At 55.9% G+C, this 13,785-nt stretch carries 14 protein-coding genes; 10 read left to right on the top strand and 4 right to left on the bottom strand.

Features of this window, described 5'->3' with window-relative positions; translation table 11 throughout:
• Nucleotides 1-40: 40 nt before the first annotated feature.
• Together rhaS and rhaR are read left to right on the top strand one after the other, a co-directional pair.
• On the top strand, nucleotides 41-877 hold the full coding sequence (rhaS, locus tag V7Q49_RS20030; protein ID WP_333854690.1) for an HTH-type transcriptional activator RhaS: 837 nt from the start codon (nucleotides 41-43) through the stop codon (nucleotides 875-877).
• Between the two features lie 73 nt (nucleotides 878-950).
• A complete protein-coding gene (rhaR, locus tag V7Q49_RS20035; RefSeq protein WP_333854691.1) occupies nucleotides 951-1,799 on the top strand; it encodes an HTH-type transcriptional activator RhaR in 849 nt (282 codons plus the stop codon).
• Here the strand turns inward: rhaR and rhaT are convergent, their stop codons facing one another.
• Nucleotides 1,800-2,834, bottom strand: coding sequence for an L-rhamnose/proton symporter RhaT (gene rhaT / locus V7Q49_RS20040; RefSeq protein WP_333854692.1), 1,035 nt, complete (start codon nucleotides 2,832-2,834; stop codon nucleotides 1,800-1,802).
• Between the two features lie 288 nt (nucleotides 2,835-3,122).
• On the opposite strand from rhaT, the gene sodA reads away from it, so the two are divergent.
• Nucleotides 3,123-3,743, top strand: coding sequence for a superoxide dismutase [Mn] (gene sodA / locus V7Q49_RS20045; RefSeq protein WP_333854693.1), 621 nt, complete (start codon nucleotides 3,123-3,125; stop codon nucleotides 3,741-3,743).
• Between the two features lie 76 nt (nucleotides 3,744-3,819).
• On the top strand, nucleotides 3,820-4,494 hold the full coding sequence (gene yiiM / locus V7Q49_RS20050) for a 6-hydroxyaminopurine reductase (RefSeq protein WP_333854694.1): 675 nt from the start codon (nucleotides 3,820-3,822) through the stop codon (nucleotides 4,492-4,494).
• Between the two features lie 35 nt (nucleotides 4,495-4,529).
• Here the strand turns inward: yiiM and cpxA are convergent, their stop codons facing one another.
• Nucleotides 4,530-5,903 (bottom strand): envelope stress sensor histidine kinase CpxA, encoded by a 1,374-nt coding sequence (cpxA, locus tag V7Q49_RS20055; protein ID WP_333854695.1) that lies wholly within the window; start codon nucleotides 5,901-5,903, stop codon nucleotides 4,530-4,532.
• A complete protein-coding gene (cpxR, locus tag V7Q49_RS20060) occupies nucleotides 5,900-6,598 on the bottom strand; it encodes an envelope stress response regulator transcription factor CpxR (protein ID WP_106995771.1) in 699 nt (232 codons plus the stop codon). The genes cpxA and cpxR overlap by 4 nt, the downstream gene beginning before the upstream one ends.
• Nucleotides 6,599-6,748: 150 nt before the next feature.
• Here cpxR and cpxP point away from each other — a divergent pair, with 150 nt between their 5' ends.
• The 6 genes from cpxP (at nucleotide 6,749) to V7Q49_RS20090 (ending at nucleotide 12,932) form a co-directional block, all read left to right on the top strand.
• Nucleotides 6,749-7,249, top strand: coding sequence for a cell-envelope stress modulator CpxP (cpxP, locus tag V7Q49_RS20065; protein ID WP_333854696.1), 501 nt, complete (start codon nucleotides 6,749-6,751; stop codon nucleotides 7,247-7,249).
• A 152-nt stretch (nucleotides 7,250-7,401) separates the two neighbouring features.
• Entirely contained in the window at nucleotides 7,402-8,307 is a 906-nt protein-coding gene (fieF, locus tag V7Q49_RS20070) for a CDF family cation-efflux transporter FieF (RefSeq protein WP_333854697.1), read from the top strand.
• Nucleotides 8,308-8,481: 174 nt separating this feature from the next.
• Nucleotides 8,482-9,444: a 6-phosphofructokinase gene (gene pfkA, locus V7Q49_RS20075; RefSeq protein WP_333854698.1), complete on the top strand. Its 963-nt coding sequence runs from the start codon at nucleotides 8,482-8,484 to the stop codon at nucleotides 9,442-9,444.
• A gap of 270 nt (nucleotides 9,445-9,714) precedes the next feature.
• Nucleotides 9,715-10,704, top strand: a complete 990-nt coding sequence (locus V7Q49_RS20080; protein ID WP_333854699.1) for a sulfate ABC transporter substrate-binding protein — start codon at nucleotides 9,715-9,717, stop codon at nucleotides 10,702-10,704.
• A 106-nt stretch (nucleotides 10,705-10,810) separates the two neighbouring features.
• Nucleotides 10,811-11,554: a CDP-diacylglycerol diphosphatase gene (locus V7Q49_RS20085; RefSeq protein ID WP_333854700.1), complete on the top strand. Its 744-nt coding sequence runs from the start codon at nucleotides 10,811-10,813 to the stop codon at nucleotides 11,552-11,554.
• 73 nt (nucleotides 11,555-11,627) lie between these two features.
• Nucleotides 11,628-12,932 (top strand): SLC13 family permease, encoded by a 1,305-nt coding sequence (locus tag V7Q49_RS20090; protein ID WP_333854701.1) that lies wholly within the window; start codon nucleotides 11,628-11,630, stop codon nucleotides 12,930-12,932.
• 80 nt (nucleotides 12,933-13,012) lie between these two features.
• On the opposite strand, the gene tpiA is transcribed toward V7Q49_RS20090, so the two are convergent.
• Complete coding sequence (gene tpiA / locus V7Q49_RS20095) at nucleotides 13,013-13,780, bottom strand: triose-phosphate isomerase (protein ID WP_032615300.1); 768 nt, start codon at nucleotides 13,778-13,780, stop codon at nucleotides 13,013-13,015.
• Nucleotides 13,781-13,785: the final 5 nt, after the last annotated feature.

Consider the following 13,785-nt stretch of genomic DNA (forward strand, 5'->3'; position numbering starts at 1 on the left):
TAATTACTATTTTGAGAACATTTCTCATTGGTGGGCCGTTATGACCGTACTACACAGCGTGGATTTTTTTCCTTCGGGTGGTTCGCCTGTCGCAATTGAGCCACGGCTCCCTCAGGCTGCGTTTCCAGAGCATCATCATGATTTTCATGAAATCGTGATCGTTGAACACGGGACGGGTATTCATGTATTTAACGGCCAGCCGTACACCATCAGCGGCGGCACGGTGTGCTTCGTGCGCGATCACGACAGGCATTTGTATGAACATACCGACAACCTGTGCCTGACCAATGTGCTCTACCGCTCCCCGGACGCGTTCCAGTTTCTCTCCGGGCTGAACCAGCTGCTGCCGCAGGAGAAGGACGGGCACTATCCTTCGCACTGGCGGGTGAATCAGTCCACGCTCCAGCAGGTGCGTCAGCTGGTGAGCCAGATGGAGAAAAGCGAGGACGGGCAGGAAACGCACGCCATTGCCACCCGCGAGCTGTTGTTTATGCAGCTGCTGGTGCTGCTGCGCCGGGGTAGCCTGGTAGAAGGGCTGGAAAATAACGACGCGCGGCTGACCCAACTGATGGCGTGGCTGGAAGATCACTTTGCCGAGGATGTCTGCTGGGAAACGCTGGCGGATGATTTTTCGCTGTCGCTGCGCACCCTCCATCGCCAGCTCAAACAACACACCGGGCTCACGCCGCAGCGTTATCTCAATCGCCTGCGGTTAATCAAAGCCCGTCACCTGCTGCGCCATACCGACGAAAGCGTCACGGATATCGCCTATCGCTGTGGTTTCGGAGACAGTAACCACTTTTCGACGCTGTTTCGCCGCGAATTCAGCTGGTCGCCGCGCGATATTCGCCAGGGTAAAGACGCGTCGCTTCAGTAACGCGAAGGGAGTCACCGTTTTGTTGCCGCAAAAAGGCTAATAATGTCAGGTTATTCGCCGTTGAGGTTGTGGTGTGGCTGCTCAGTTAATCCTTCGCAAAGATGATTTTTTTGCCTCCCCTGCACAAGCCGTTGCGGTGGCCGATCGCTATCCGCAAAACGTCTTTGCAGAGCATACCCATGAGTTCTGCGAGCTGGTGCTGGTGTGGCGAGGCAACGGTTTGCATGTTCTCAACGATCGGCCTTACCGCATCACCCGCGGGGACCTGTTTTACATCCGCGCCGAAGATAAGCATTCCTACGCCTCGGTAAACGACCTGGTGTTGCAGAATGTCATTTACTGCCCGGACAGACTTAAGCTCAACGTCGACTGGGCTGCCAACATTCCCGGTTTTCATGATACGAAGGGCGTGCCGCACTGGCGCTTAAGCAGCAACGGTATGACTCAGGTGCGGCAGGTCATCTCCCAACTTGAGCTGGAGAGTCAGAAGAGCGATCCCGTGGCTAACCAGATGGCGGAGCTGCTGTTCGCCCAACTGGTGATGACGCTGAAGCGCCATCGTTACGCTACCGATAATCCCTCCGCTACCACGCAGGAAGCGTTGCTGGATAAACTGATTACCACCCTGGCCGGCAGCCTGAACAAAAGCTTCGTGCTGGAGAAATTCTGCGAACAGGAGCAGTGCAGCGAGCGCGCGCTGCGCCAGCAGTTCCGTACCCAGACCGGGATGACGGTAAACCACTATCTGCGCCAGCTGCGTATCTGCCACGCCCAGTATCTGCTGCAGCATACGGAGCTGATGGTCAGTGAGGTGGCGATGCGCTGTGGCTTTGAGGACAGTAACTACTTTTCGGTGGTGTTTAATCGCGAGGTGGGGATGACGCCGGTTCAGTGGCGCCATCGTAGTCGAAAGGCCGCGTAATCAGTTTGCCATGCCGAGGCCGACAATGTTGGCCGCGATAATAATTACCACACAGCCCAGGCTCAGCACGCCTACCGGACGACGCCCGGCGTTGTTCCACTCTTTCAGCACCAGCCCAACCAGGCCGCCGCAGAGCACGTAGAAGCTCATGTGCAGCATCCAGCTCATGTAGTCATACTGCGCCGGGATACTGGCGTGGCCCCAGGCGTAGAAGAAGAACTGCAGATACCACATCAGGCCGCCGAGCGCCGAGAGCAGCACGTTGGTGATGATGAGCGATTTTGCCTGCGAGAAGTCGGCTTTTACCGACAGGTTCTTCACTTTTGCCAGACGAACAAAGCAGAACCCGAGGTTAACCAGCGCGCCGCCGCCCATGATCACCACATAGCTTGGCAGCGCGACGTACAGCGGGTCGACGCCCAGCGCAGCAGCGGCTTCATGCATTGGTTTGGCGGCATTCATCGCAAATGACATTCCGGCCGAGAAAATGCCGCACATCACTGCCAGCACCAGACCTTTCTTCAGATTGAAGTCTTCAGCCTTGATGCCCATTTTGCGCTCTTTGAGCTGCCCGGCGCGGGTGACAATCCCCACCCCGATCACGGCGACCAGCACGCCCAGCAGCGTCATGCGCCCGCCTTCGGTGTTGATCAGCACGTCGAAGTTGCCGTTGAGGATCGGCGTCATCAGGGTGCCGACAATCAGCGTAATGCCAATCGCGATACCGATGCCCATCGACATACCGAGGTAGCGCATGGTGAGGCCGTAATTGATGTTACCGATGCCCCACATTGCGCCAAACAGAAATACCGGGAGCAGCGTGGAGGCGTTGAAGGAGGTGAAGTAGCCCCAGAAATCGGGCAGCAGCATGGCGCTAATGGTCCAGGGCAAAATCAGCCACGACACCGTACCGCCAACGGACCACATGGTTTCCCATGACCAGTGTTTCACCTTTTTAAACGGGGCATAGAAACAGGCTGCACTGGCTGCACCTATCAAATGCCAGAAAATACCCATCGTAATCGCATGATTCATTTTTACATCCTCATCGTTTTTATAGCCGGTGGCTTCCCGCCGACTTGATGAGTGTAAAAACCAGGCGGTTTAGGAACCTTCAGGAGGTTGCCGCACTTTTGTTTTGAATGGCAATCAGCACGTTAACCGCGTGAGCAGACTCACAATTCCTTCATTTCTCAAAAACCGAATAACCTTATTAAAACTACGGCATTGATAAACATTTTCAATATCATTTAATTAACTATAATGAACCAACTGCTTACGCGGCATTAACACGTTTGCCGCCCGACAATAATGGAGATGATTATGAGCTATACCCTGCCATCCCTGCCGTACGCTTACGACGCCCTTGAGCCGCATTTCGACAAGCAGACGATGGAAATCCATCACACTAAACACCACCAGACCTACGTGAACAACGCCAACGCGGCGCTGGAAAGCCTGCCAGAGTTCGCTAACCTGCCTGCTGAAGAGCTGATCACCAAACTGGATCAACTGCCAGCTGACAAGAAAACCGTTCTGCGTAACAACGCCGGCGGCCATGCTAACCACAGCTTCTTCTGGAAAGGCCTGAAAACCGGTACCACCCTGCAGGGCGACCTGAAATCCGCTATCGAGCGCGACTTCGGCTCCGTTGAGAACTTCAAAGCTGAGTTTGAAAAAGCCGCTGCTACCCGTTTCGGCTCTGGCTGGGCGTGGCTGGTACTGAAAGGCGACAAACTGGCTGTGGTTTCTACCGCTAACCAGGACTCCCCGCTGATGGGTGAAGCTATCTCTGGCGCATCCGGCTTCCCAATTGTGGGCCTGGACGTGTGGGAACACGCTTACTACCTGAAATTCCAGAACCGTCGCCCGGACTACATCAAAGCCTTCTGGGACGTGGTGAACTGGGACGAAGCAGCAGCACGTTTCGCCGCTAAAAAATAAGGTTGCAAAGCCGCCTGTGAGAAGCGAGTCTGATGACTCGCTTTTTTTATATCCACAATCTGCGTAAGGAGTCGCGATGCACTATCCCGTTAACGTATTTACCGGAAAAGTAAAGGATTACGAAGGCAGTCGCCCGAGCGCGATTGCTAAACTGCAGGTTGACGGCGAGCTCTCCCTCACCGAAAAGGGGCTGGTGGGCGATGAGCAGGCGGAGAAAAAAATCCACGGCGGGCCGGAGCGCGCGCTGTGTCACTATCCGCGCGAGCATTATCAGTACTGGGCGAACGAATATCCCGCCCAGGCCGGGCTTTTTGTCGCGCCGGCGTTTGGTGAAAATCTGTCAACCGAGGGGCTGACGGAGAAGAACGTCTTTATCGGGGATATCTTTCGCTGGGGCGACGCCCTGATCCAGGTGACCCAGCCGCGTTCGCCGTGCTTCAAACTCAACTTCCACTTCGGCATTAACGACATGGCCACGCAGATGCAGAACGCCGCGAAAACCGGCTGGCTGTATCGCGTGGTGTTGGCAGGGCAGGTGTCGGCGGATGCGCCGCTGGAGCTGGCCTCGCGCCTGAGCGAGGTGTCAGTGTATGACGCCTGTGCGATTGCCTGGCATATGCCGTTTGACGACGAACAGTATCATCGCCTGCTATCGGCGGCAGGGTTATCCACCAGTTGGACCCGAACCATGCAGAAGCGGCGAATTAGCAACAGGATCGAAGATAATTCGCGGAGATTATGGGGTAAGTAGGCCGGGTAAGGCGAAGCCGCCACCCGGCACATTAGCTACGATCGTTTATAAAGCGGCAGCCACAGCGTTAACCTTAACCCACCCAGCGGGCTGTCGTCCGCCTTCACCCAGCCGCGATGCTGCTGAATAGCGGTCTCGACAATCGCCAGACCCAGCCCGGTGCCGCCAGATTCCCGGTCACGCGCCTCGTCGGTACGATAGAACGGACGGAAAATCTGCTCGCGATCTTCCGGGCTCACGCCAGGACCATCGTCATCGACGTTAATGGTGATGCCGTCTTTATCCACCGAGAACGCCACCTCGATTTTGGTATGTGAGTAGCGCAGGGCGTTACGCACGATATTCTCCAGCGCGCTCTCCAGCGTGTTGGGGTTACCGTACAGCGGCCACGGACCCGGCGGGAAGTTAACGGTGAAGGATTTCCCCATCTGCTCCGCTTCGAATGCCGCGTTATCCAGCACCTCATGCCACAGATGGTTGGCTTTCACCGTTTCGCTGACCAGCGCGTTTTTCTGCTGATTGCGGGACATCACCAGCAGGTCGTTGATCATGCTGTCCAGACGATGGGCTTCCGTTTCGATACGCTCCAGCTCTTTGCTCTCTCCGCTGCGGCGGCGCAGCAGGGCGGTGCCCAGCTGCAGACGCGTCAGCGGGGTGCGCAGTTCGTGGGAGATATCAGAGAGCAGACGCTGCTGGGTGGTCATCATCCGCTCCAGCGCTGTCACCATCTGGTTGAAGCTGGCACCCGCCGCCAGGAACTCCTGCGGCCCGGCTTCCAGTTCCGGATGCTGCCGCAGGTTGCCCTGCGCCACTTCATCTGCGGCATTTTTCAACTTACGCGCCGGTTTCGCCAGGCTCCACGCCAGCCATAACAGCAGCGGTGAACTCACCAGCATGGTGACAATCAGCAGCAGCAGCGGGCGGTCAAACAGCAGGTTGATAAAGTCGGACTGGGAACTGCTCGCCGGACGAATCAGATAGAGCTGGTAATTATCTTCCCCGTCATTGACGGAAAAAGGCCCCACCATCTCTACCCGACCATATTTTTTCTTTTGCGGATGATCGGCGTTATCCGCCTGGCCAATGAAGTTGCGGATAATCTGCATTTCATTGCGATCTGCCCCGATCACGCGGCCTTCGCTGGTGACCAGCAGCAGGCGTTGCCCCGGGGGTGCCCATTTTTCGATAGCGCGAAATAGCCTGCGCCACCACATCAAATCATTGGGCGGATCGATGGCCAGCTCGGCTTCTACGTGCTGCTCGATCATCACACCCTGACGTTGCTCGCTATCAAGGAGCTCCGTCATCTGGCGTGAGTCGAGTTTGGGTAACATCAAAACCAGCATTAACACCAGTGCCAGCGTCAGCCAGAAGATGGCAAAGATGCGGGCGGTTAAGCTGCCTATCATGAAGCGGACACCATCAGGTAGCCGCGTCCACGCAGGGTTTTAAACCACGGGTGACCATCCTTGCGCTCCGGTAACTTGCGGCGCAGGTTGGAGATGTGCATATCAATCGCACGGTCGAACGGGGTCAGGCGTTTACCCAGCACTTCCTGGCTCAGATGTTCACGCGATACCACCTGGCCCAGATGCTGCGCCAGCAGATAAAGCAGGGTGAATTCGGTGCCGGTCAGCTCCAGCGCCTGGCCGTCAAAGCTGGCTTCCTGGCGGCCTGGATTAAGGCTCAGGGAGTCCACTTCAAGGGTTGGCGAACCGTTGTCGGTGTTCTGCTGCTGCTCGCTCCAGTGCGAACGGCGCAGGATCGCCCGAATACGCGCCACCAGTTCACGGTCGTTAAAGGGTTTAGGCAGATAGTCATCGGCACCCAGCTCAAGGCCAAGTACGCGATCGAGTTCGCTGCCGCGCGCGGTCAGCATAATTACTGGGGTCTGGTGTGTCTGGCGCAGCTCTTTAAGGGTGTCGATACCGTTCTTCTTCGGCATCATGACGTCGAGCAAAAGCAAGTCAATGCTATCGTCAAGTTGACTCAGCGCCTGCTCCCCGTCATGGGCCACCGACACGTCAAAGCCTTCCATGTCGAGCAACTCCTTTAAAAGGGATGTCAGCTCTCGGTCATCATCAACTAACAGGATTTTATTCATTGTTTAAATACCTCCGAGGCAGAAATTACGTCATCAAGGCTCTCTAATCCATGACTTTACGTTGTTTTACACCCCCTGACGCATGTTTGCAGCCTGAATCGTAGACTGTCTCTCGTTGAATCGCGACACGAAAGATTTTGGGAGTAAGTGATGCGCATAGTTACCGCTGCCGTCATGGCCTCAACGCTGGCGTTTAGTGCATTTAGCCAGGCTGCTGGAGCTATCACCGGCGATAACCGCTCCTCAGTGGAGGGCATAGCGCAGCACAGCGGCCAGGGCCATATGTTCGACGGCATAAGTTTAACCGAACATCAGCGTCAACAGATGCGAGATCTGATGCAGCGGGCTCGTCATGACCAGCCCCCTGTTAATGTTAGTGAAATGGAGACAATGCACCGCCTTGTCACCGCAGAAAATTTTGACGAAAACGCTGTACGCGCTCAGGCAGACAAAATGGCGCAGGAGCAGGTTGCCAGACAGGTTGAAATGGCCAAGGTCCGCAACCAGATGTTCCACCTGTTAACGCCTGAGCAGCAAGCGGTTTTGAACCAGAAACACCAGCAACGTATGGATCAGTTGCGTGAGGTTGCACGGATGCAGAAGAACGCTGAATCGACGCTTTTTAGTAGCAATACCCGTAGTAACCAGTAGACCCTGTTTTCCTTGCCATAGACACCATCCCTGTCTTCCCCCTCATGATGAGGGGGTTTTTTTGCCCATCATACAAACGTCGTAACCGTTTATTCATCTTATTGCCTCCTCTGCATCCGTTATACTAGCGGCATAGCATGACAGGAGTGTTTATGAATCAATCCTATGGACGGCTGGTAAGCCGGGCCGCAATCGCTGCGACGATCATGGCGTCGTGTCTGTTAGTGATTAAAATTTTCGCATGGTGGTATACCGGCTCAGTCAGTATTCTGGCGGCGCTGGTCGATTCGCTGGTGGATATCGCCGCCTCGCTCACTAACCTGTTGGTCGTGCGCTACTCGCTACAGCCAGCGGATGAAGAGCATACCTTCGGTCACGGCAAAGCGGAGTCGCTGGCGGCGCTGGCGCAAAGCATGTTTATTTCCGGTTCGGCGCTGTTCCTCTTTTTGACCGGCATTCAGCATCTCTTTACCCCGTCGCCGATGAAAGATCCCGGCGTGGGCGTCGTCGTCACGGTTATTGCACTTATTAGCACAATGATTCTGGTAACGTTCCAGCGCTGGGTAGTGCGTAAAACGCAAAGTCAGGCGGTACGGGCCGATATGCTTCATTATCAGTCTGATGTTATGATGAACGGCGCGATCCTGATTGCGCTCGGTTTGGCCTGGTATGGCTGGCACCGGGCCGATGCGCTGTTTGCGTTAGGGATTGGCTTTTATATTTTATACAGTGCGTTGCGCATGGGTTACGATGCGGTGCAATCGCTTCTCGATCGCGCATTGCCAGACGCAGAACGGCATGAAATCTTCGAAATTGTGACCTCCTGGCCAGGCGTCAGCGGCGCTCACGATCTTCGCACGCGGCAGTCAGGGCCGACCCGCTTTATTCAGATTCATTTAGAAATGGAAGATAACCTGCCGCTGGTTCAGGCACACGTGGTGGCTGAGCAGGTTGAGCAGGCGATTTTGCAGCGTTTCCCGGGGTCAGATGTCATTATTCACCAGGATCCCTGCTCAGTCGTACCTAAGCCAGGCAATGGACATTTTGAGCTTTCGTAATTCGTTGTAAAAAAGTGAACCAGGCCAGCATTTTGTGGAAAAATAACCGCCATATGGCCTGACCTGAATCAATTCAGCTGGAAGTGATTGATATACTATTTGCAGTATTCGTTGGTCGTCAGAAGTCTTCCGGCAACAGATTTCATTTTTGCATTCCTAAGTTCAGAGGTAGTCATGATTAAGAAAATCGGTGTGTTGACAAGCGGCGGTGATGCGCCCGGCATGAACGCGGCAATTCGTGGTGTAGTTCGTGCTGCGTTGACGGAAGGTCTGGAAGTTTTTGGTATCTATGACGGTTATCTGGGCCTGTATGAAGATCGCATGGTGCAGCTCGACCGCTACAGTGTGTCCGACATGATTAACCGCGGCGGTACCTTCCTGGGTTCCGCACGTTTCCCGGAATTCCGCGACGAGCGTATCCGTGAAGTGGCTATCGAGAACATGAAGAAACGCGGCCTGGACGCGCTGGTGGTTATCGGTGGTGACGGTTCCTATATGGGTGCAAAACGCCTGACCGAAATGGGCTTCCCGTGCATCGGCCTGCCTGGCACCATCGACAACGATATCAAAGGCACCGACTACACCATCGGTTTCTTCACTGCTCTGGGCACCGTGGTTGAAGCGATTGACCGTCTGCGCGACACTTCTTCTTCTCACCAGCGTATCTCCATCGTTGAAGTGATGGGCCGCTACTGTGGCGATCTGACCCTGGCGGCGGCGATTGCTGGCGGCTGTGAGTTTATCGTGGTGCCGGAAGTGGAATTCAGCCGTGAAGACCTGGTTAACGAGATCAAAGCCGGGATCGCGAAAGGTAAAAAACACGCCATCGTGGCCATCACCGAGCACATCTGTGACGTTGACGAGCTGGCGAAGTACATCGAAACCGAAACCAAACGCGAGACCCGCGCCACCGTTCTCGGCCACATCCAGCGCGGCGGCTCCCCGGGTCCTTACGACCGTATCCTGGCCTCCCGTATGGGTGCATACGCGATTGAACTGCTGCAGCAGGGCTTCGGCGGTCGTTGCGTCGGCATTCAGAACGAAAAACTGGTTCACCATGACATCATCGACGCTATCGAAAACATGAAGCGTCCGTTCAAAGGTGACTGGCTGGACTGCGCCAAAAAACTGTACTAATCAGTATTTTTTCCGGGTGGCGGCCTACAAGATTTTCGCGGTCTGATGCCCTCACCCCAACCCTCTCCCACGGGAGAGGGAGAAAACACGAAAAACGGTAACTCAGGTTACCGTTTTGCTTTTACCTTGAAGCCGCCACCCGGCTTTTTCACGCCTGCCGCCCATTTTTTTATTCCGCACGGTTATAGCCAATCTTTTTTTATTCTTTAATCATTGGAGTCCTTTCTGGCACGCTGCATTCATCAAACACAACATTAAGAGAGTGGGACGATGAACAATTGGGGCGTAGGCTTAACTTTATTGCTGGCATCGACCAGCGTTCTGGCAAAGGATATCCAGTTACTGAACGTGTCTTACGATCCGACACGTGAACTGTACGAGCAGTACAACAAAGCGTTCGCCGCACACTGGAAACAGGAAACCGGCGATAACGTGGTGGTCCGTCAGTCGCACGGCGGCTCCGGTAAGCAAGCCACCTCGGTCATTAACGGTATCGAAGCCGATGTTGTGACCCTGGCGCTGGCCTACGACGTTGACGCTATCGCGGAACGCGGTCGTATCGATAAAAACTGGATCAAACGTCTGCCAGACAACTCTGCCCCATACACCTCCACCATCGTTTTCCTGGTGCGTAAAGGCAACCCGAAACAGATCCACGACTGGAACGACCTGATTAAGCCGGGCGTTTCCGTGATTACCCCGAACCCAAAAAGCTCTGGCGGCGCTCGCTGGAACTACCTGGCAGCCTGGGGCTACGCCCTGCACCACAACAATGGCGACCAGGCTAAAGCCCAGGAATTCGTGAAGTCGCTGTTTAAAAACGTTGAAGTACTGGACTCCGGCGCGCGCGGCGCGACCAATACCTTCGTTGAACGCGGTATTGGCGATGTGCTGATTGCGTGGGAAAACGAAGCGCTGCTGGCGACCAACGAGCTGGGTAAAGATAAGTTTGAAATCGTGACCCCAAGCGAGTCGATTCTGGCTGAGCCAACCGTCTCTGTGGTCGATAAAGTAGCGGAGAAGAAAGGCACCCAGGCCGTGGCGGAAGCCTATCTGAAGTATCTTTATACCCCGGAAGGCCAGGAGATCGCCGCGAAGAATTTCTACCGTCCACGTGATGCGGCGGTAGCGAAGAAGTATGAGAACGAATTCCCGAAACTGAAGCTGTTCACTATCGATGAAGAGTTCGGCGGCTGGACCAAAGCGCAGAAAGATCACTTCTCGAACGGCGGTACCTTCGATCAGATCAACAAACGTTAATCATCCATAGCGTTTAAAAAGCCCGGCAGAATCATACTGCCGGGCTTTTTTGTTTGTCATCAAAGTGCGTTACGCTTTGGGTTCAAGCGGATACAGGGAACGCGTTGTGAAAAAAATCATTGTGCTGGTACTGATTGTCATCGCGCTCGCCGCGGGTGGCTGGTTGTGGATGAAGTCAGGTAATCCAAACGCATTGCGGCATATCGTTCTCGACCAGTGTGTGCCTAATCAGCTGCAAAACCGTAACCCGGCACCCTGTGCGCAGGTGAAGAGGGATGCGGGCTATGTGGTGTTTAAAGATCGCAATGGCCCTCTGCAATATCTGCTGATGCCAACGTATCGCATCAACGGCACCGAAAGCCCGCTGCTGACTGAGGCCTATACGCCGAATTTCTTCTGGCTGGCGTGGCAGTCGCGCAACTTTATGAGCATGAAGCGGGGTAGTAAAGTGCCTGACAGCGCAATTTCACTGACCATCAACTCCCCGACGGGCCGTACGCAAAATCACTTTCATATCCATATCTCCTGCCTGCGCCCGGACGTGCGCGAGAAGCTCAATGCGCATCAGGGGCAAATCAGCACCCAATGGCTGCCATTCCCCGGTGGGCTGGAGGGGCACGAGTATCTGGCGCGTCGGGTGACGGAAGCGGAGCTGGTAAAACGCAGCCCGTTTATGATGCTGGCAGAAGAGCTGCCGGAAGCGCGCGATCATATGGGGCGCTTTGCGCTGGCGATGGCGCAGCAGGCGGACGGCGCGTTTGTACTGCTGGCGACCGAGCGCAATCTGCTGACGTTTAACCTCGCCTCCGCTGAGGAATTGCAGGATCATCAATGCGATATCCTGAAATGACCCCACCATAAATAGCGTTTACTCCCGCTGCCTGCCGCCGTAGACTTGCTGAAAAATTCTACAGGAGACAGGCATGTCGCTCTGGTTCACTCACCCGCTGTTTCTGCCCTCGCTGATTATCCTCGTCACCATCATCCTGTGGGCGACCTCGCTGCTGCCGGAATTCCTCACCGCGCTGCTGTTCTTTACCGCGGCGATGATTGCCAAAATTGCGCCGCCGGAGGTGATTTTCGGCGGTTTTGCCTCATCGGCATTCTGGTTGGTGTTCAGCGGGTTTGTGCTGGGGGTGGCGATCCGCAAAACCGGGCTGGCGGACAGGGCGGCGCGGGCGCTGTCGTCCAGGCTGACCGACTCCTGGCCGCTGATGGTGGCCAGCGTCGTGCTGCTCACCTATGCGCTGGCGTTTGTGATGCCCTCCAACATGGGGCGCATCGCGCTGCTGATGCCGATTGTGGCGGCGATGGCGAAACGGGCGGGCATTGCCGACGGCTCCCGGGCGTGGTTTGGTCTGGCGCTGGCGGTGGGGTTTGGCACTTTCCAGCTGTCGGCCACCATTCTCCCGGCCAACGTACCCAATCTGGTGATGAGCGGGGCGGCGGAAGGGTCGTACGGTATTCATCTCAACTACGTTCCGTACCTGCTGCTGCATACCCCGGTGCTGGGCATTCTCAAGGGCTTAATTCTGATCGGCCTGATCTGCTGGCTGTTCCCCGGTGCCCCTAAACCGGCGAAGGATCTGACTCCACCGACACCCATGGGCCGCGACGAAAAGCGCCTCGCCTGGCTGCTGGCGGTGGTGCTGGTGATGTGGGTGACGGAGAGCTGGCACGGTATCGGCCCGGCATGGACCGGGCTTGCGGCATCGATTGTGGTGATGCTGCCGCGGATGGGGTTTATCACCGGAGATGAGTTCTCGGCCGGAGTGAACATGCGCACCTGTATTTACGTGGCGGGCATTCTCGGGCTGGCGATCACCGTGACGCAGACCGGGATCGGCAGCGCCGTGGGCGAGGCGCTGATGCAAATAATGCCGCTGGATGCTGACGCGCCGTTCACCAGTTTCCTGGCGCTAACCGGCATCACCACCGCGCTGAACTTCATCATGACCGCTAACGGCGTACCGGCGCTGTACACCACCCTGGCGCAAAGCTTCTCGGATGCCACCGGCTTCCCGTTATTGTCAGTAATTATGATTCAGGTGCTGGGGTACTCCACGCCGCTGCTGCCGTATCAGGCGTCACCGATTGTGGTGGCGATGGGCTTAGGAAAGGTGCCTGCAAAGGCGGGGATACTGCTCTGTCTGGCGCTGGCGGTGGCAACCTATCTGGTGCTGCTGCCGCTGGATTATCTGTGGTTTAGTCTCCTGGGACGGCTGTAAAAAAGCCCGGTGGCGCTGGCGCTTACCGGGCCTACAGAACCGTAGGGCGGGTTAGCGAAGCGCCACCCGCCGCAAAGCAATTACGCCTGTTTAGCTGCTTCTGCTGCTTTAACGATTACCGCGAAAGCGTCTGCTTTCAGGGATGCGCCGCCAACCAGCGCGCCGTCGATGTCCGGCTGGGTGAACAGCTCAGCGGCGTTCGCTGCGTTTACGGAACCGCCGTACTGGATGATCACTTGCTCAGCCACTTTCGCGTCTGCTTTAGCAATGTGGTCACGGATGAATTTGTGAACCGCCTGAGCCTGAGCTGGGGTGGCAGATTTGCCGGTACCGATCGCCCATACTGGCTCGTAAGCAATGACTGCGCCTTCGAATGCTGCCGCGCCCTGAGTGGTCAGCACTGCGTCGATCTGACGTGCGCACACTTCTTCGGTTTTGCCTGCTTCGTTTTCGGCTTCGGTTTCACCGATACACAGAACCGGGATCAGACCCTGCTCTTTCAGCACGGCGAATTTCTTAGCGATGAACTCGTCGGACTCTTTGTGATAGGTACGACGCTCAGAGTGGCCGATGATGATGTATTTCGCGCCGATATCTTTCAGCATTTCAGCGGAGGTTTCACCGGTGAACGCGCCAGACAGGTTAACGTCAACGTTCTGCGCACCCAGAACGATGTGGCTGCCGTCAGCGGCGTGTTTAGCCATATCCAGGTACATGTCCGGCGGAGCGATCGCAACAGCACAGCCAGTCACGCCAGCCAGCTCTTTACGCAGGTTAGCTACCAGCTCGTTTACCATGTGGCGGCTGCCGTTCAGTTTCCAGTTACCCATCACTAAAGGATGTCGCATTTCAA

Source organism: Leclercia sp. (genome assembly GCF_036780805.1).
Taxonomy (GTDB): Bacteria; Pseudomonadota; Gammaproteobacteria; order Enterobacterales; family Enterobacteriaceae; genus Enterobacter.

What these genes read in the sequence shown, in the direction of transcription:
- sodA (WP_333854693.1), top strand. Translation starts at nt 3,123, where the DNA reads ATGAGCTATACCCTGCCATCCCTGCCGTACGCTTACGACGCCCTTGAG.
- rhaS (WP_333854690.1), top strand. Translation starts at nt 41, where the DNA reads ATGACCGTACTACACAGCGTGGATTTTTTTCCTTCGGGTGGTTCGCCT.
- V7Q49_RS20090 (WP_333854701.1), top strand. Translation starts at nt 11,628, where the DNA reads ATGTCGCTCTGGTTCACTCACCCGCTGTTTCTGCCCTCGCTGATTATC.
- cpxP (WP_333854696.1), top strand. Translation starts at nt 6,749, where the DNA reads ATGCGCATAGTTACCGCTGCCGTCATGGCCTCAACGCTGGCGTTTAGT.
- cpxA (WP_333854695.1), bottom strand. Translation starts at nt 5,903, where the DNA reads ATGATAGGCAGCTTAACCGCCCGCATCTTTGCCATCTTCTGGCTGACG.
- fieF (WP_333854697.1), top strand. Translation starts at nt 7,402, where the DNA reads ATGAATCAATCCTATGGACGGCTGGTAAGCCGGGCCGCAATCGCTGCG.
- yiiM (WP_333854694.1), top strand. Translation starts at nt 3,820, where the DNA reads ATGCACTATCCCGTTAACGTATTTACCGGAAAAGTAAAGGATTACGAA.
- pfkA (WP_333854698.1), top strand. Translation starts at nt 8,482, where the DNA reads ATGATTAAGAAAATCGGTGTGTTGACAAGCGGCGGTGATGCGCCCGGC.
- tpiA (WP_032615300.1), bottom strand. Translation starts at nt 13,780, where the DNA reads ATGCGACATCCTTTAGTGATGGGTAACTGGAAACTGAACGGCAGCCGC.
- rhaT (WP_333854692.1), bottom strand. Translation starts at nt 2,834, where the DNA reads ATGAATCATGCGATTACGATGGGTATTTTCTGGCATTTGATAGGTGCA.
- cpxR (WP_106995771.1), bottom strand. Translation starts at nt 6,598, where the DNA reads ATGAATAAAATCCTGTTAGTTGATGATGACCGAGAGCTGACATCCCTT.
- V7Q49_RS20080 (WP_333854699.1), top strand. Translation starts at nt 9,715, where the DNA reads ATGAACAATTGGGGCGTAGGCTTAACTTTATTGCTGGCATCGACCAGC.